16 protein-coding genes are annotated in these 17,212 nt (G+C 70.1%); 8 read left to right on the plus strand and 8 right to left on the minus strand.

Annotation, left to right across the window (positions count from 1 at the left end; all coding sequences use genetic code 11):
* The first annotated feature begins 1 nt into the window (after window position 1).
* From AB5G72_RS10930 to AB5G72_RS10945, 4 genes are read left to right on the plus strand one after another with little or no spacing between them, the layout of a single operon-like run.
* Window positions 2-2,242, plus strand: a complete 2,241-nt coding sequence (locus tag AB5G72_RS10930; RefSeq protein WP_069389600.1) for an AAA family ATPase — start codon at window positions 2-4, stop codon at window positions 2,240-2,242.
* On the plus strand, window positions 2,239-3,648 hold the full coding sequence (locus AB5G72_RS10935; RefSeq protein WP_440219865.1) for an McrC family protein: 1,410 nt from the start codon (window positions 2,239-2,241) through the stop codon (window positions 3,646-3,648). The genes AB5G72_RS10930 and AB5G72_RS10935 overlap by 4 nt, the downstream gene beginning before the upstream one ends.
* Window positions 3,645-4,877, plus strand: a complete 1,233-nt coding sequence (locus tag AB5G72_RS10940) for an SGNH/GDSL hydrolase family protein (RefSeq protein WP_440219866.1) — start codon at window positions 3,645-3,647, stop codon at window positions 4,875-4,877. Before AB5G72_RS10935 ends, AB5G72_RS10940 begins: the two co-directional genes overlap by 4 nt.
* Window positions 4,878-4,918: 41 nt before the next feature.
* Window positions 4,919-6,139, plus strand: a complete 1,221-nt coding sequence (locus AB5G72_RS10945; RefSeq protein WP_069389598.1) for an acetyl-CoA C-acetyltransferase — start codon at window positions 4,919-4,921, stop codon at window positions 6,137-6,139.
* Between the two features lie 292 nt (window positions 6,140-6,431).
* Here the strand turns inward: AB5G72_RS10945 and AB5G72_RS10950 are convergent, their stop codons facing one another.
* The 5 genes from AB5G72_RS10950 to AB5G72_RS10970 all read right to left on the minus strand — a co-directional run bounded on the left by AB5G72_RS10950 (window position 6,432) and on the right by AB5G72_RS10970 (window position 10,406).
* On the minus strand, window positions 6,432-7,295 hold the full coding sequence (locus AB5G72_RS10950; RefSeq protein WP_120283781.1) for a Bax inhibitor-1/YccA family protein: 864 nt from the start codon (window positions 7,293-7,295) through the stop codon (window positions 6,432-6,434).
* Window positions 7,296-7,515: 220 nt separating this feature from the next.
* Window positions 7,516-8,307: an excalibur calcium-binding domain-containing protein gene (locus AB5G72_RS10955; RefSeq protein ID WP_440219867.1), complete on the minus strand. Its 792-nt coding sequence runs from the start codon at window positions 8,305-8,307 to the stop codon at window positions 7,516-7,518.
* Between the two features lie 140 nt (window positions 8,308-8,447).
* Window positions 8,448-9,281 carry a hypothetical protein gene (locus AB5G72_RS10960; protein WP_268099796.1) on the minus strand — a complete coding sequence of 278 codons (834 nt, stop codon included), beginning with the start codon at window positions 9,279-9,281 and terminating at the stop codon, window positions 8,448-8,450.
* Window positions 9,278-10,009 carry an ABC transporter ATP-binding protein gene (locus AB5G72_RS10965; protein ID WP_440219868.1) on the minus strand — a complete coding sequence of 244 codons (732 nt, stop codon included), beginning with the start codon at window positions 10,007-10,009 and terminating at the stop codon, window positions 9,278-9,280. The genes AB5G72_RS10960 and AB5G72_RS10965 overlap by 4 nt, the downstream gene beginning before the upstream one ends.
* A 1-nt stretch (window position 10,010) precedes the next feature.
* On the minus strand, window positions 10,011-10,406 hold the full coding sequence (locus AB5G72_RS10970) for a GntR family transcriptional regulator (protein ID WP_069390092.1): 396 nt from the start codon (window positions 10,404-10,406) through the stop codon (window positions 10,011-10,013).
* 147 nt (window positions 10,407-10,553) lie between these two features.
* On the opposite strand from AB5G72_RS10970, the gene AB5G72_RS10975 reads away from it, so the two are divergent.
* Together AB5G72_RS10975 and AB5G72_RS10980 are read left to right on the plus strand one after the other, a co-directional pair.
* Window positions 10,554-11,045: a flavodoxin family protein gene (locus tag AB5G72_RS10975; RefSeq protein ID WP_440219869.1), complete on the plus strand. Its 492-nt coding sequence runs from the start codon at window positions 10,554-10,556 to the stop codon at window positions 11,043-11,045.
* 215 nt (window positions 11,046-11,260) lie between these two features.
* Window positions 11,261-11,431, plus strand: a complete 171-nt coding sequence (locus AB5G72_RS10980; RefSeq protein WP_096905156.1) for a hypothetical protein — start codon at window positions 11,261-11,263, stop codon at window positions 11,429-11,431.
* A 205-nt stretch (window positions 11,432-11,636) separates the two neighbouring features.
* On the opposite strand, the gene AB5G72_RS10985 is transcribed toward AB5G72_RS10980, so the two are convergent.
* Window positions 11,637-11,777, minus strand: coding sequence for a hypothetical protein (locus AB5G72_RS10985; protein ID WP_440219870.1), 141 nt, complete (start codon window positions 11,775-11,777; stop codon window positions 11,637-11,639).
* A gap of 65 nt (window positions 11,778-11,842) precedes the next feature.
* Window positions 11,843-13,225, minus strand: a complete 1,383-nt coding sequence (locus AB5G72_RS10990; RefSeq protein WP_440219871.1) for a family 1 glycosylhydrolase — start codon at window positions 13,223-13,225, stop codon at window positions 11,843-11,845.
* Window positions 13,226-13,446: 221 nt separating this feature from the next.
* Here AB5G72_RS10990 and AB5G72_RS10995 point away from each other — a divergent pair, with 221 nt between their 5' ends.
* Window positions 13,447-15,126 carry an MFS transporter gene (locus AB5G72_RS10995; RefSeq protein WP_440219872.1) on the plus strand — a complete coding sequence of 560 codons (1,680 nt, stop codon included), beginning with the start codon at window positions 13,447-13,449 and terminating at the stop codon, window positions 15,124-15,126.
* Window positions 15,119-15,736 (plus strand): TetR/AcrR family transcriptional regulator, encoded by a 618-nt coding sequence (locus tag AB5G72_RS11000; RefSeq protein WP_132063382.1) that lies wholly within the window; start codon window positions 15,119-15,121, stop codon window positions 15,734-15,736. Before AB5G72_RS10995 ends, AB5G72_RS11000 begins: the two co-directional genes overlap by 8 nt.
* Window positions 15,737-15,809: 73 nt before the next feature.
* Here AB5G72_RS11000 and AB5G72_RS11005 read toward each other — a convergent pair whose 3' ends face one another.
* Window positions 15,810-17,051 (minus strand): hypothetical protein, encoded by a 1,242-nt coding sequence (locus tag AB5G72_RS11005; protein WP_440219873.1) that lies wholly within the window; start codon window positions 17,049-17,051, stop codon window positions 15,810-15,812.
* Window positions 17,052-17,212: the final 161 nt, after the last annotated feature.

Here is a 17,212-nt window from a genome sequence, read left to right on the forward strand (position 1 = left end):
CGTGTCAGACGGTTCCCAGGACAGGCCCCACGGCCCGGCCCCGACTATCGAAGCGGCGGCCGGGCGGGTCCTGGGACCGGCACTGCGGACCGGTCAGTCCCCCTTCGAGGACGACCTCTACACGTGGACGCCCGAGGTGGCCGAGGAACTGGCCCGCCGTCTGGACTCCGACCCCGAGGAAGGGGCCGCCGGCGCGGCGCCCGGGTCGACACGCTCCCCCGTGATGCAGGCGCTGCACGACCAGCTCGAGGGCGCACCACGGCCCGTGGTCCTGCTCGCCGCCGAGCTGCTCTTCATCCAACAGCTCCCCCTGTCCACGGTCACGGCCCGCCTCAAGCGCGGCCGCGTCCGCGACGTGCTCTCCTGGATCGAGGACGCGCCCGGGATCCCCACCGATCTCGACGAGGTCCTCAGCGAGAAGGGCCCGCTCACCGGCGGCCTGGGTTTCAACGTGCAGATGCGCGAGCACCTGCGCTGGCTGTGCTCGTTCGTCATCCACTGGGCCGAGCTCGACGCGTCCGTCCGGGACGCCGCGCTGTCGGATCCGTGGGAATTCCAGCGCGCGGCCCGCTCCACCCCCGGCGACTGGCGGGCCATCCGCTACAGCCTCCAGTACCTCGTGTGGCCCGGCTACTTCCAGCCGATCGTCAAGCACGAGCACAAGACCCGCATCCGCGACGCGTTCGCCGACCTCATCGGCGGCCCGTCCGGCATCGACGAGCTGGACATCGACCAGGACCTGCACCGCATCTCCGAGGTGCTCTCCGCGCAGCTCGGCCAGCCCGTCGACTGGTACCGCGGCTCCGTGGCCAACCAGTGGCAGCGCCACCGCGACGACCACTCCCGGCGTGCCTGGCTCGTGCGGCCCGGCCGCGGCGGCGTCGGCCAGGCCGGCCAGTGGGTCGCCCAGAACCGCATCGCGCTGCCCGCCTCGCACCTGCCGCGGATCCCCGCGCACGCCAGCCGGCTCGAGGTATCCCAGGCCGTCGAGCAGGGCTACCCGCACTTGGACTACCAGGCCCGGTTCCAGCTCACCGCCGAGCTGCACACCTTCCTGTCCCGGATGAACCCGCAGGACGTGGTGGCCACGGTCGCCGACGCCAAACTGCATCTGGGCACCCTCACCGACGACCTCGGCTACGTCGACGACGGCGGACAGCAACTCGAGCGCTCGGTGCTGTGGAGCACCGTCACCCTCGACCTGGAGACCCTGCCCAGTCCCCTGTCCGAGTTGATCGGCGAGCCCGGCACGGTCGTCGACCTCACCGACGGGCTGGACGCGATGCTCTCGGCGATGCACCCCGGGCGCCACTCCGCGGAGTCGCAGGTCGCCGAGGCGCCCGCGGCCGGGGCGGTGCCGACCCTGCCCGAGGTCACCGACGAGCTGGCCGACGGCCTGCACATGCCCCGCGAGGAGTTGCAGGAGATCGTCGACACCCTGCAGCAGCGTCAGCAGATCGTGTTCTACGGCCCGCCCGGCACCGGCAAGACCTTCCTCGCCCAGGAACTGGCCCGCTTCCTCGCCGGCCCCGACGACCCCAGCCGGGTCCAGCTGGTGCAGTTCCACCCCAGCTACGCTTACGAGGACTTCTTCGAGGGCTACCGACCCACGCTCACCGAGTCCGGGCAGCCCGGCTTCGCTCTCCAGGCCGGGCCGCTGCGGCGCCAGGCCGCGCGGGCGACCTCGGAGTCGGGTCGCGAACACCCGAGCTTCCTCATCATCGACGAGATGAACCGCGCCGACCTGGCCCGCGTGTTCGGCGAGATGTACTTCCTGCTGGAGTACCGGGACCGGACCGTGCTGCCGCAGTACTCCCCCGACACCTCGTTCCGGCTGCCGCGCAACCTGTTCATCATCGGCACCATGAACACCGCCGACCGGTCGATCGCCATGGTCGACGCCGCCATCCGCCGACGCTTCGCGTTCATGGAACTGCACCCCGACACCCCGCCGGTGGCCGGCGTGCTCCGACGCCACCTCGAGGCGCGCGGCGTGACGACCGAGCCCGCGGAGCTGCTCGAGGCGCTCAACTCCGAGATCGACGACTCCGACCGCGACCTGCGGATCGGGCCGTCGTACTTCATGAAGGACCAGGCCACCGAGCCGGGCGGTCTCGAGGCGATCTGGCGCTTCGACCTGCTCCCGCTGCTCGAGGAGCACTACTACGGGCGGCTCACCCGCGCCGAGGTGCACGAGCGGTTCGGCCTCGCGGCACTGCGCCGCAAGATCGGGCGGGCGTGACCGCGACTCCGACTCGCGCCGGCGCGCCGGCGTCGGCACAGTCGCCGGCGTCGCCGGTGGCGCTCGAGTTCGACGAGTTCGACCGCCGCGGCCGACTGGTCAACCTGAGCTGGGAGGGTGCGCAGCACCTGTCGCAGACCGGCCTCGTGGAGGTGCTGCCCGCCGGCCGCGACACGTGGCGGCTCATCCCCTGCGGCGCGGTGGGCTCGGTCCGCGTCGAAGGTCTGTCAGTGCGGGTCATGCCCGCCGCCAGCCTCGGCCTGACGCAGTTGTTCTTCCTGCTCGACCACGCGGCCGACGACCCGTTCCTGTCCTCATCGGTGCAGGCCAGGGACGACGACGAGCTGTGGACCTCCGTCGCCGAGTCCATGGCCCGGTTGGCGCACCGGGCCCTGTCCGCCGGACTGCTGCGCGGGTACCGCAGGGTGGACGAGGCGCTGACCACCGTGCGCGGCCGGATCCGACTGGGTGATCAGATCCGCCGCCACCCGGGCATGACCATCCCGCTCGAGGTCACCTACTCCGAGTTCACCCCGGACATCGCCGAGAACCGCATCCTGCGCACGGCCGCCCACCGTCTGCAATTCCTGCCCGAGCTGCCCGATTCCACCCGCCGCCGGCTGGCGATGGTCGACGCCCGCCTGTCGGATGCCACGCTCATCGGCCAGGGCGCGCCCGTGCCGGCGTGGACGCCCAGCAGGCTCAACGCGCGCTACCAGGACGCGCTGGCGTTGGCGGACCGCATCGTGCGGCGGATCTCGGTGGAGGTCGAGGACGGCCACGCCGCGTCGGCGGCCTTCGTCACCGAGATGCCGGCACTGTTCGAACGCTTCGTGGAAGCCGAGCTGACCGCCGCCCTCGACGGCCGGGGAGGTCGGCTGCTGCAGAACCCCGTCGTCAACCTGGATTCCGGTGCCGAGGCGGACGACGCGCCGTCGGGTCGTCACAGTGCGCCATCCGACGACGGTGACCACATCTCCGTGCGCACGGGGTTGGTGTACGAGGTCGACGGCGAGCCCGTCACCACGTTCGTCCCGACCTATCCCACGGACCGCCGGGCCCACGCCGCCGAGCACTACCGACTGTTGGCCGCCTGCACCGCGCTCGGGGTGGACCGCGCGTACCTGGTCTACCCGGCCCAGCGGCGCGACGATTCCCCCCAGCCCCGACGGATCGTCCACACCGACATCTCGATCGTGGAGTACCCGATCGACCTCTCCCGCGGGCCGGCCGAGAGCAGGAGGGCTATCGTCGAGTTGGCCCAGCACGCCCGTGAGCTGGCCGCTCCGTCCGCCGCACGCCACCGGACGGGCTCACGCCACGACGCCGGGTCCCACCACAACGCAGAGTTCGACCACAACCCAGAGTCCGACCACAACCCAGAGGGGAGACGACACGCCCGATGACCGACGCCGACGACGCCTCCCGACGCCTCTGGATGAGCCTCGGGCTGGCAGCCGTGGGCACGGTGGGGGCGTACCGCGGCGCCCAGGAGGTGCTCACGCAGCAGGCCCGGATCGCCCGCCGGGTGATCCCCAAGCCGACGTCGCGGCCCTACTCCGGCGACGGGCTCTACCGGCCCGGGGCCCGGTCACCCGAGCCGTGGCGATCCGGAATGACGTGCGACGTACACATGATGATCTTCGGCGACTCGCTCGCCGCCGGCCTCGGCGCCGACTCCCCCGACGAGCTGCCCGGCGTGCTGCTGGCGCGCGGCCTGGCCGAAGAGTCCGGCTGGGATGTACGGCTGAGCATTAAGGCGATCGTCGGCGCCACGTCCAAGGGACTGCCCGGGCAGATCGAGGCGATGCAGATCGCGCACGGCGACCCCGACATCTCGGTGATCCTCGTCGGCGGCAACGACATCACCTCCCGCAACGCGATCGGTCCCTCGGCGCGGCGAGTGGGCGACGCGGTGCGGGCGCTCCGGGAGAACGGTTCGCACGTCGTCGTGGGCACCTGCCCCGACCTGAGCATCATCAAGCCGGTCCCCCAGCCGTTGCGATCGGTCATGTCCGGCCTGAGCCGACGCCTGGCCGGCGCGCAAGCCGTGCAGGCCCGCAAGGCCGGCGGCATCCCCGTCTCCCTGGCGGAGACGCTCGCGCCCGAGTTCCACCGTCGCGGCGAGAGCCTGTTCTCGCCCGACCGGTTCCATCCCAACTCGGCCGGATACGAACTCGCCGCCGGCCTGCTGCTGCCCGCCGTGTGCGTGGCGCTGGGCGTGTGGGAGGACATGCCCGAGGAGCAGCTGCCGCACGACGCCGAGGAGGCCGCCGCCTCGCTTGAGGCCGCCGAGAGCGCCGCCGATCTCGCCGTCTCCGGCAGCTCCGGCGAGACTGCCGACACCGGCGCGACCGCCGACACCGGCGCGCCCGCCGACGCTCCCGACTCCGGCGCGCCCGCCGAGCACCGCGAGTCCGTGGTGGCCCGGCTGACCAAGCGCCTGACCGACTTCGTCCGCACTCACGAGGATGCGGACGACGGTGACCGAAACACGTTCCTGCATAATGAGGACGTGGACGGTGACCCCGAGAGCACGGGCGAGGCCCGTGAGGCCGCGGACACCCTCCGACGCCGTAGCCGGATCCTGACACCGGCCCGCTCGACGCGGGACGACCCGGATCCCCAGGACTGACCCGACCACACCAGCACTCACCCGCAACGAAGGAGCTTTCCATGCCGGAAGCCGTGATCGTCTCGTACGCCCGTTCCCCCATCGGGCGCGCCAACAAGGGTTCCCTCGTGGGCATCCGCTCCGACGACCTCACCGCCCAGATGGTCAAGGCCGCGCTGGACAAGATCCCCGCGCTCGACCCCACCGAGATCGACGACCTCATGCTGGGCTGCGGCCTGCCGGGCGGCGAGCAGGGCTTCAACATGGGCCGTGTCGTCTCCGTGCTCGCCGGCCTGGACACCGTCCCGGGCACCACCGTGAACCGCTACTGCTCCTCCTCGCTGCAGACCACCCGTATGGCGCTGCACGCGATCAAGGCCGGCGAGGGTGACGTGTTCATCTCCGCCGGTGTGGAGACCGTCTCCAACTTCTCCAAGGGCACCGCCGACCACTGGCCGGACACACACAACCCGATCTTCGCCGACGCCGAGGCCCGCACCGCCACGCGCGCAGAGGGCGGCGCCGAGACCTGGACCGACCCGCGGGTGAACGGCCAGCTCCCCGACGTCTACATCCCCATGGGCCAGACCGCCGAGAACGTCGCCCAGATGACCGGCATCACCCGCGAGGACCAGGACCACTGGGGCGTGCGCTCGCACTCCCGCGCCCTCGACGCGATCGAGCGTGGCCACTTCGCCAACGAGATCGCCCCGGTCACCATGCCCGACGGCACCGTCGTCTCCACCGACGACGGCCCGCGCGCCGGCACGACCTACGAGAAGGTCTCGCAGCTCAACCCGGTCTTCCGCCCCGATGGCACCATCACCGCCGGCAACTGCTGCCCGCTCAACGACGGTGCCGCCGCCCTGGTGATCATGTCCGACACCAAGGCCAAGGAGCTGGGCCTGACCCCGCTCGCGCGCGTCGTCTCCACCGGCGTGTCCGGCCTGTCGCCCGAGATCATGGGCCTGGGGCCGATCGAGGCCGTCAAGAACGCCCTGCGGATCGCCGGCAAGTCGATCTCCGACATCGACCTGTTCGAGATCAACGAGGCGTTCGCCGTGCAGGTGCTCGGCTCGGCCCGCGAGCTCGGCATCGAGGAGGACAAGCTCAACATCAACGGCGGTGCCATCGCGCTCGGCCACCCCTTCGGTATGACGGGCGCCCGCATCACCGCGTCGCTGCTCAACAACCTGCAGGCCGAGGACAAGCAGTTCGGCGTCGAGACCATGTGCGTCGGCGGCGGCCAGGGCATGGCGATGGTGCTCGAGCGCCTCAGCTGATCCCACCCGGCGTGGCCTGAGCCCGCGCCACCCCGCGGCACTGCGAGCGCCCCGGGCACGCTTCTCTCGAGGAAGTGTGCCCGGGGCGCTCTCGTCGTTGGTCCTGCAGCCGGCTACCCCGGCGGCGCCCGCGGGGTGTACGAGGCGGGCCGGGCACGCCGGCCGCTGCCGGAACCCCATCGCCGCCACACCCGAAATGCCGACGACCCCGGCTCCCCTCGCGGGGGGCCGGGGCCGTGGGATTCGCCGGAACCTGACCTGATCAGTCAGGCAGCGCTACAGCTCGCGCCGGTCAGTCGCGGAAGTAGCTCATGAGGCGGAGGATCTCGACGTACAGCCACACCAGGGTGACCGTGAGGCCGAGCGCGACGCCCCACGCCATCTTGGACGGGGCACCGGCGCGCACGAGGCGGTCGGCGTTGTCGAAGTCCATCAGGAAGCTGAACGCGGCCAGGCCGATGCACAGGAGGCAGAAGCCGATCGCGATCGGGCCACCGTCGTACAGCGGGTTGGTGCCGGTGAACAGGCTCAGCACGATGCTGCCCAGGGCCGCGAACAGCACGCCGACGATCGCGGCGGACATGAAGCGGGTGAACTTGGGCGTCACGCGCACGGCGCCGGTCTTGTAGACGAACAGCATGCCCACGAAGACGCCGATGGTGCCGAGGATCGCGGCACCCACCGCGCCGAGGACGCCGCCGGTCCCCTGCAGGTCGATGGTGAACAGGTACGTCGCCGCGCCGACGAACAGCCCCTCGAGGGCGCCGTAGGTCAGGGTGACGGGCGCGGAGTCCATCTTGCGCGCGAAGGTGGCGATCAGAACGGTGATCAGGCCGCCGATGCCGCCGACCAGGATGAACGGGAACAGCAGCCCCGGGTTCATCGTGATCAGGTAGAAGGAGATCGTGCCGACGATGGCGAGCAGACCGAGCGTCGTGCCGGTCTTCGCGACGACGTCATCGATCGTCATGGGCCGCGTGTCGGCGGCGAACTGCGGGTGCGCCTGCGGGGCACCGTAACCGGCCTGGGCACCGAAGCCCTGCTGGCCGTACTGGCCCTGCTGGAAGGCGCCACGGCCGGCACCACCGAGGTGGGTGGCGCCGCGGGCACTGTCCGTGGACAGTGAACTGAAGACCGGGTTGCTGCTGGTGCGCATCGAGGTCCCTTCGGAATTGTCGGGGAAGGTCGTTGGTCGAGAGTCCCCGCCGGGTCACCGACGAATCACTCGTACATGTGCAACGCGCGGGCTCACCTGTGTGTTCCCGGCGCCGATACACATCTTGCCCGATCCGTTCGCCCGACCCGGAACGACTCACGGGAACGACGACGACGAGGATTTCAGCGCCGAGCGATCCTGCGGTCGCTGGCGGCGCGGATCATTCGCAGGCGACACCGTCGTTGTCTCGGTCCAGTGTCGAGGCGTACCCCGGTTGACCGCGGTACAGCGGCGCGACGCCGGCGGCCCGGGCCGCCGAACAGTTGGCGTAGGACGCCGCCTGCGGGACCGGCTCGGCGACCGGGGCGGGCGCGTACGTGGGCTCGGGAGCCACCGGCTGCCGGGGCGCGGACTCCGACTCGACTGCGACGGGCGTGACCGGGGTCGCCGAGGCCGGTGAACTCGTGGGGGCTTGCGTCACGGTGGTCGTCGGCGCTGCGGCCCGGGCCGTGGTGGTGACGGTGCTGGTCGCGGCCACCGGGCTCGAGGCCGGGGTCGGCGTGGGCGCGGGGGTGGGCATCAGTGCCGCCCCGACGATGAACATGGCCACCGAGACGGAGCCGACCACCGGCCAGCGACGGGTGAACGGGCTCAACGGGGTGTTCCAGGTCAGCGGGCTCAGCGCGTCCGGGGCGACGAAGCCGGACATCGACTGCGCGGCGAGAGCGGCCTGCCGGTCGAGTTGGAAGTCCTCCTCGGCGTGGGTGCGGTCCTCACGCTCGCAGAAGACCCACCACCCGCCCGCCAAGGCCATGGCCAGACCGATGAGCGCCATCGCCACCGACTCGAGAACGCCGCTGCCGAGCGTTCCGAGCGTTCCGAGCGCCCCCACCACCATGAGTCCACCCATGACCAGGCCGGCCCAGGCGAGGACCGGCTTCCAGACGGGAGGCGTGAGGTAGGTGGGCTCGGTCAGGGTCGGACGGGCCATGGAGGGCAGGACGATCGGCATGCTCGCGGTCTTTCGAGGGAGGTGAGGGGCCCGCGGCGGCCAACGGACGACGCGCGGTGAGGATGTGAACACTACTCCACCGCGCGCCGCCCGCCAAAGAAATCCTCATCCAGACCGGGGTCGGCCCCGCGCAGGGTCCACTACCCCAGCGCCACCTTGTGGTTCCACGATCGCGCGGTGCGCCAGAGGCAGAACGCCGCCACCGCGACCAGGGAGACCACGAACCCGACCGGCATGACCTCGCTGGTCGTGTGCCCCGCGGCGAGCTCGCCGACAAGGTCGAACCGGACGAGGCCCAGGGTCTCGCCCTCTGCCTCCCCCACCCCGAACGGGATCACGAGCATGCCGAGCAGGGCAAGGACCTGGCTGGCGATGTAGACCGCGACGAACACCACCACGGGCCCGCCGGCACCGAGTCCGGCCAGTCGCCGCTCGTGCCCCACCGAGACGGCGAAGTAGTAGTACACCGGCCAGACGAGGAACCAGGCCAGCACCAGTGCCAACCCGGCGGCGATCATCCACCCCGGGGTCACGGCGGTGACCGTGGACCACGCCTCGGTCAGCGTCGACCACGACGGCGCGGTGCCCCCGGACCGCTGCGAGTTCGCCCACCACGCGAGCAGCGCGAGCACGACGGTCAGGACGATCGCCGCCAGCGAGGCGAGCATCGCCCACGCCAGCTTGGCCCGGAAGATGCGGGCCCCGCGGACCGGGATCGAGTGCGTGAAGTAGCCCGTCCGGCCGTAACCGGAGCGCCAGTAGTCGGCGGCGAGGGCCAACTGGACGGCCGGGACCGCCACGACCGCGGCGAGCATGCCCGCGGCCAGCCCGAGCTCGGACAGGAGCGGCCATCCCGAGGCACCGAGCAGGCTGCCCAGCACGCCGACCAGCGCGATCAACCCGAAGAGGGTCGCGAGCGGACCGCGCGTGCGCAGCCACTCGTGCTTGAGGAGTGTTGTCGTCGTCGCTCTCATCGGTAGGTCTCCCTGAAGATCTGATCGAGGCTGGCGCCGCGGCTGCCGCGGAGATCGTCGGCGTCGCCGGAGAGCAGGACGCGGCCGTGGCGCATCATGACGGCGGCGTCGAGGATCGGCTCGAGGTCGTGGACGAGGTGGGTGGTGATGAGCAGGAGCGAGTCCTCGGAGAGGTTGCGCACGATCCCGTCGAGGATCACCTGACGCGCGGCCGGGTCGACGCCCGAGATGGGCTCGTCGAGGAGGAACACGCGCGCGTCGCGGGACATGGCCAGTGCGATCTGGACCTTCTCGCGCATGCCCTTGGACATCTGCTTGAGCCGCGCGGACTCGCTCAGGCCGAAGAAGCCGATGAGGTCGCGCGCCTTCTCGGGCTGGAAATCGGCGAAGAAGTCCGTGTACAGCTCGAGGCAGTAGCTCACCCGCGCGGCGTCGGGGAGGAAGCTCGTGTCGGGCAGGTAGGACACGAGGGCCTTGGATTCCGGGCCGGGGACGTGACCGGCGATCCGCACATCGCCGGAGTACCCGGCCAGGACGCCGGCGAGGATCTTGAGCAGCGTGGTCTTCCCGCAGCCGTTCTCGCCCAGCAGGCCCACGATCTGCCCCGGGGTCAGGGTCAGGTCCAGGCCGTCGAGAGCGGTGGTGGCGCCGTACGTCATGCGGAGACCAGTGGCCTCGACGAGTGTAGTGGCGGGGCTCGCGGTGGCGGCGTGGTCGGTGGCGCTCATGTCAGGCACCTCCGTCGTGCTCATCGGTAGTGGTGTGTTCATGGGTGTCCCATCTGTGATCGAGCAGCGTTCGGGCTTTGTCGTGCGCCATTCCCAGGCCGCGGACGCGCCGGATGAAGGCGTCGGCGGCGTCGGTGGCGAGGTCGGCGCGGACCTCGTCTATCCGTTCTTCGTCCTGCGTGACGAACCGCCCGGTGGCCCGCTCGGACCGGCACAGTTCGAGCCGTTCCAGTTCCGCGAGGGCCCGCTGGGCGGTGTTGGGGTTGACGCCGAGATCGGCCGCCAACTCCCGGACGCCGGGCATCTTCTCCCCCGCCGCCCACTCCCCGGTCACGATGCGTCGCGAGAACTCCCCGACGAGCTGCACCCAGATCGGGGACGAGTTGTCGAACTGCATCGCCGCCCCGCTTCCGTATTGCTGTATTAGGTGCTTAATACAGTGACATCAGGCGGGACACTTGTCAATGAGCGGATCCTGACGAGCCGCTGTGCGGGGCGGTCCGGAGGCGCAGACTGAGGGCAGGACCTGCGGAAAGGGCCGACCATGAACGCACTCGTCGTGTACGAATCCGCGTGGGGGAACACCAGGCTCGTCGCCGAGGCGATCAGCGACGGCCTGTCCCCTCACCTGACCGCCGAGGTGCTGGCCGCCCACGAGGCGCCACCGCTCGCCGAACTCCGGGTGGACCTGCTCGTGATGGGCGCGCCGACCCACGCGTTCGGGCTACCCCGCGACGGCACCCGCGAGGACGCCCACACCCGCGGCGGCGAGCTGATCCCGTCGGGAGTGCGCGAGTGGCTCGACGCCGCCGGGCCCGCCTCCCTCGCGGTGGCCACCTTCGACACCCACGTCCGCCACCCCGACCTCCCCGGCCATGCAGGCAAAAAGGCCGCCAAGAAGCTGCGCAAGCTCGGCTGCCACCCCGTGACGGATCCCGAGACCTTCTACGTGGACGGCTACGAGGGCCCGCTTCTACCCGGCGAACTGGAGCGCGCGCGGGAATGGGGCGACGGCTTGACCCGCGGCGACTGGTGAGCCGGGCTGGACGCCGGCGGGGGTGAGCCCGACGAGAACGACGACGACGAGGTCGACCACCCCGCCCACGCCACAGGTGCAGGGCGTGCCGAACCGGCAGGGTTGACCGATACCCCTAGGGGTATGTAATCTCGGGGCATCAGCCAGTCGGATCATCGGCCGGCGGTCGGCGCGATCCACGCCGACGACAACCCCACCCCCTGAGGAGTCTCATCATGTGCCGTCCCGCCACCTGCAAGAAGTGCGGCAAGACCACCTGGGCCGGATGCGGAATGCACGTCGACCAGGTGATGGCCGGTGTGCCCAAGGCCGACCGCTGCCCGGGCCACGAGTCGGACGTCCCCGCGGTCAAGGACGGCTTCTTCGCGAAGATGTTCAGCAGGTAGTCTCGGCCGCCGCCGCCGTCGAGCCTGGCGGATTTCGATCCGCATTCGATCCGCCCCTCGGATTTCGACCTGCATTCGATCCGCCCCTCGGATGTCGATCCACGCTGCGGCCCCCGCGCGCAGAAGAAAATCCGGCGGGCGGATCGGGGCGTTTCGGACAGGGACTATCGGGAGTCGTCGGCCGGGGGCCGTCAGTCTGGGCTCGTCAGCTCGCCATACCGAAACGGGCCGCGAGGTACGGGATCAGGCCCATGCACTCCGGTGTGAGAGCGAGGCACGCGGGCTCATCCGGCCAGGGGCCGAACAGAAAACGCAGCGGGTTCTCGATCGAGCCGGCGGGAAACATCTCATCGGTCCTCTCGTGGTCAACGGGCGGGTCCACTAGGGAAATCGCGTGTGAGGTCGATCCTGTTATCGCCCTGCCAGCGTCGTCAAGGGTCCGTCTGCCGACACCGGCCCGATGCAGCTGTCCGGGATCGCGGCCAGCGAGCACCACGCAGACGGCAGCACCGGACGGTATCCGTCGGGCACTCCCCCTCCCGCGATGATCTCGCGGTAGGCGTCGACGCCCGACGTGGGTTGGCGTGTCAGCGTCGGGTCGGTGAGCACGTCCACCCGATACAGCCCGAACCGCGCCGAGTAGTCGCCCCATTCGTAGTTGTCGACCAGTGACCAGTGGTTGTAGCCGATCACGGGGTAGCCGTCCGCCACGGCCCGCTGCAGCCAGAAGACCGTGTCGCGCAGGAAGTCGCCCCGCTCGATCCCGTCTGCGCGCCCACCGTTGAGAGTCGGCATCCCGTTCTCCACGATGTAGATCGGTTTTCCCGGGTAGGCGTGGGCGTAGTGCGTGATCGCCTCGTAAATCCCCTCCGGCTGTGGCCGCACGGCCGCGAAGTCGTCCCACGCCGCGTTGATGGCGGTGAGGTTGTTCAGCGCGACACCGTAGTAGTAGTCGATGCCCACGTAGTCCACGACGTCGGCCACCCGGTCCCCGATCAGCGTGTCGGTGAACTCGGTTGCCAGCGGCAGGTAGGCCTCGTTCATGGTGACCATCGCGTCCGGGTCGGCCCGGTGGGCGGCCGCGTAGCCGAGCCGGTGGGCGGCTTCGATGGTGTCGAGGAAGCGGGAGAAGTCCGTGACCTGCACCCGGCCGATGGTCATCTCGTGCTTGAAGAACACCAGGGGTTCGTTGAACGTCACCCACATGGTGCCGTCGCCGGCCCACCGGCCGGTGATGAGGTCGGCGAAGCGGCCGAACGACTCCACTGCGTCATCCGCGAGCATCCCGCCCCGGTCGGCCAACCACCCGGGGTAGACGAAGTGCACCATCGTGATCATGGGGGTCATGCCATGTCGGCGGACCGTGTCGATGATCCGGTCGTAGTGTCTGAGGGCCTCGTCGTCGTACTCCCCCGGCGCGGGTTCGATCCGCGCCCACTCCACGCTCAGCCGGAAGGTGTTCACGCCCATCGCCGCGGCGTTGGCGATGTCCTGCTCATAGCGGTTCCAGAAGTCCACCGCGTCACCCACCGGGTCGGCCTGACCCGTCGGCGCGGTCGCGTCGACATACCGCTTCCAGTTGGAGTCCGGATTCGATCCCTCCACCTGGAAGCCCGACGTGGCGACGCCCCAGTGAAACCCGGAGCCCGGCGCGGCCAGTAGCCCGCCAGGTTGGGCCGCTGCGCTCGGCTGCAGCTGCGGGGCCACCGCCACGGCGAGGACGAGCGCCAGCAGCAGCGGAACCGCCCTCCGGACGATCGTCGGATGTCCTGCCCATCGCGCGCGTCCGCTCATGAGTGCACCCTAGGAAGCACCCACGCGGACGGCAGCGGAATGACCCGAGTGCGCTAAGCGCGCGCTCCCGACGGTGGCATTCCCCACACTTCTGGCCACCTGGCCAAGAGAGGTTGGCCAGGTGGCCAACCTCGTGTCAGGATGATCCTCGCCGGGTGCAGATCCCCCCGGCTTCGCTGCGTGCACACCGCCCGCAGTCCGACCGCCCTGGAGAGGCACCCGTGTCCCCCGCACGCCGCTGGACGGCCCTGCTCGTCCTCGTCCTTCCCGTTCTGCTGATCTCGATCGACATGTCAGTGCTCGGCATCGCCGTGCCCGCGCTGTCCGCCGACCTGCAGCCGACCTCGAACCAGCTGCTCTGGGTCATCGACCTCTACTCGTTCCTGCTCGCGGGCCTGCTGATCTTCACGGGCTCCCTCGGAGACCGGATCGGCCGCAAACGGATCCTCATGATCGGCGCACCCCTGTTCGGCGTCGCCTCCCTCGTCGCCGCGTTCTCCACCAGTCCAGAGATGCTGATCGTCGGCCGTGCGCTGCTCGGCATCGGCGGCGCGACCCTCATGCCCTCCACTCTCGGCCTGATCCGCGCGATCTTCCCGGACCGCACCGAGCGACGCACCGCCATCGCCGTATGGGCCACCGCGTTCTCCGGCGGCGCCGCACTGGGCCCCGTGGTCGGCGGGCTGCTGCTGGAGAATTTCTGGTGGGGCTCGGTCTTCCTCCTGAACGTCCCGGTCATCGCGCTGTTCCTCCTGACCGCCCCGTTCCTGCTCCCCGAGGCGAAGGACCCCAACCCGGGCCCGTTCGACCCGACCTCCGTCATCCTCTCGATCGCCGGCATGATCTCCCTGGTCTACGCCCTCAAGACCGGCGTGAAGGGAGTCGACGGGGCGGTGCTCGTCGCCTTCGTTCTCGGCGCTGCCGCGCTGGTCTGGTTCGTGACCCGTCAGCGCCGCCGCGAGAACCCCATGATCGACGTGACCCTGTTCGGGAACTTCGCGTTCTCCTCGGCGGTGTCGATCAACGTGATCTCGGTGTTCGCGTTCATGGGGCTGATGTTCTTCCTCCCGCAATACCTCATGCTCGTGCGCGGCATGGGCTCGGCCGAGGCCGGTCTCTGGATGCTGCCGCTCGCGGTGGCCGCCGTCGTCGGAACCCTGCTGGCCCCGGCCCTGGCGCGGACGGTCTCGGTGCGCACCGTGATCATGACGGGCCTGTCCCTCGTGATCGTCGGGTTCGTCATCGGCACCCGGTTGGACACCGCCGAGACGATACTCCTCTTCACGCTCCTGTCGGTCCTGTTCGGCATCGGCGTGGGCCTGGCCGAGACCCTCACGAACGACGTCATCCTCACTGCCGCCCCGAGTGACCGCGCCGGCGCCGCCGCGGCGATCTCCGAGACCGGCTACGAATTCGGCGGCGCGATGGGCACCGCCGTACTCGGCACCGCGGGGATGGCCGTGTACTCGAGCCGCGTGGTCGAGACCGCTACCCTGCCCGGCATGGACGCCGACTCGGCGAACGCCGCCTCCCAGACCCTGGCGGGCGCCCACGAGGTCGCGGAAACGTTGCCCGGCGGCGGCGGCGCTCGTCTTCTGGAGATCGCCGATTCCGCCTTCCTGGCGGGCATGGATCTCGTGGCCGCGATCGGCATCGGAACGGCGGCGATCACCCTGGCGCTGGCCTGGCGCGGCCTGCGTTCGGAGTCGCGAGAGGCCGGAGCGGTCGGGGCGGCCGGAGCAGCCGGTGCGGCCGGGGCGGCCGGGGTGGCCGGGGTGGCGCCGGTAGAGGCGCACGACGCCGCAGCAGCCACGTCCGCGCGAGAGCCGGAGGCGAACCTTCCATACGTGCCACCGGCCGCGCGAGCGGACTCCGCTGCGTCGGAGGTGAACCGTGGCTGACTCTCGCCGAGCACAGGTCCCGATCGAACAGCGCCGCCGGGAACTCACCGAGACCGCGGTGACGGTGATGGCGCGGGACGGGGCGTGGGCGCTCACGACTCGAGCCCTGGCGAAGGAGGCCGGGGTGCCCCACGGGTCCGTCCACTACGCGTTCTCCTCCAAGGACGAGCTGATGCGTTCGGTGCTGCGTCTGGACCTGACGCACCTGTCGGACCTGGTGCAGACGCAGCAGGACCGGCCGGTACACGGACCCGACGACGTGACCGCCGCCGTGGCCGAGCTCTTCGCGGCCTACGCGGATTCCGTCCTCGCCGATCCGAAGACGGAGATCGCCTACTTCGAGTTGTCTCTGATGGCGGCCCGCGACGAGCAGCTGCGGGCTCTCGCCGCGCAGTCCCACCAGGAGTACCGACGGATCATCGTGACCCTGCTCAGCAGCCTGGCCGAGCGTGCGGGCCTGCGGTGGGACGCCGACGTGGTGCTGGTGGCCGAGCAGGCGATGACGCTGATGTTCGGGGCGGCGCTGGGTTGGTTCGAACTGCGCGACGACGCCCTGTTCCGGGCGGTGCTCGACGATGCCGCCGGGATGGTCGGTCGCCGACTCGTCTGAGTCGCCTGGTCCGCTCAGCTCAGCGCACCGTCTCCAGCCGGCTTGAGCTCGTCACGGAACGCATGCTCCGTCGTCAGTTTCCTCGGAGCGGATTGCCTCCGGGGTAGTGAGCGCTTGAGGCCGGTTCGGACATCTCTTTCGGGGTGTCCACCTTCACCTGGGTCTCAATAGAATCAGGACCGCCCTCGGACTCGGCCGACCCCCCTGTGTCGAGCCTGCGATCCGCGGCGCTCTGAAGCGCGCGACCCAGTGCACCGAGACGAGAGAAACTGCTATCGACCGCCCGGTCTCCGGCCGCATCGATTCTCTGCGCGGTCGCCTGAATCCGCTTGCCCAGCTCCCCGGCGGCGTCCCCCAGCGTCGGCCGCTCGGCGTCGTGCCATCCCACGGCCTGCAGCTGACGAGCCCGCGAGAATTCGTCGAGGGCGTTCTTCAGGACCTCTGCTGACTCCTCGAGCTTGTTCGTGGAGATCACCCGGTGGATCTCGAGCGGCCGGACGACTGACGCCGCGCTCAGGGTGGCGTTCACGGAGGTGTAGAGCTCTTCGTCGAGCCGGGCGGAGTCTGCCAAGATCTGCCGCGCGGAGAGGACCGTGGACTCCAGGAACTCCGGCTCCGTCCGCTGGACGTGCGCCACGCGCAACTGCTGGAACTTGAACATCGCGTCTTCAACCACTACGAGGAGGTTCAACGTCTCGTCGATACGATGCGAGTTCACCAGGGCGCTGACCGCGTCGGCGCGCTGATTGATCGGCGCGGAGACAACGACTTCGGCTAACGCGTTGGACACGTGCTTACGTAGCTGGTTCATCGTCACCGACAACTGGGAACCGACCGCAGCGACAGCATTCCAATCGGAGGTCGTCACGACTCCCGATTCGTCGAGTAGGTGGCAGTAGTGCGTGAGCATCTCGTGCAGCCCCAACACGTTGCCGACCTGGTCGGCTCGCGCGAGCTTGAGAAGAGCATCAACTTTGCCCTCCACGCGCTTGACGGCGCTCACGACCTCCGCGATGGCCATGCGGAGGGCGAACTGCACGGCGAGCATCTGCACGTTCACCAACTGGGCGGGATTCACCGGCTTGCCGGTGAATCGGACGTGGTGCGCGATCTTCGATCCCGACCTCGTCATACCGAGGTACGTATGAGCACCGTTCTTGGCCGGGATGAGCCCTTCACGGGCGAGGTGCGGCAGGCTCTCTTTGGCGACCTGCATGTAGACGCCGCCCTGCGCGGCCCGCCGGACTCCGTCGGCGACGGCAAGTGCGGCCGCCGCGTCTGCAGCCCGTCGTCCGCTGAGCATCGAGGTCGACACCTGGGCGCCGGCGCCCCTCAGCTGCTCCACGTAGGCCAGGGCCGCTTCCGTGGGGCCCGCTATGACGACCTCACCGTCTTCGATGTAGAGATCGAGTCCTACATCACCGTCGACACTTCGTCGGCCAGCGTAATCAGTCACCGTGTTGCTCCCCGTCCGTC

The sequence above is a fragment of the Dietzia sp. MNB45 genome (assembly GCF_051994785.1).
Taxonomy (GTDB): domain Bacteria; phylum Actinomycetota; class Actinomycetes; order Mycobacteriales; family Mycobacteriaceae; genus Dietzia; species Dietzia kunjamensis.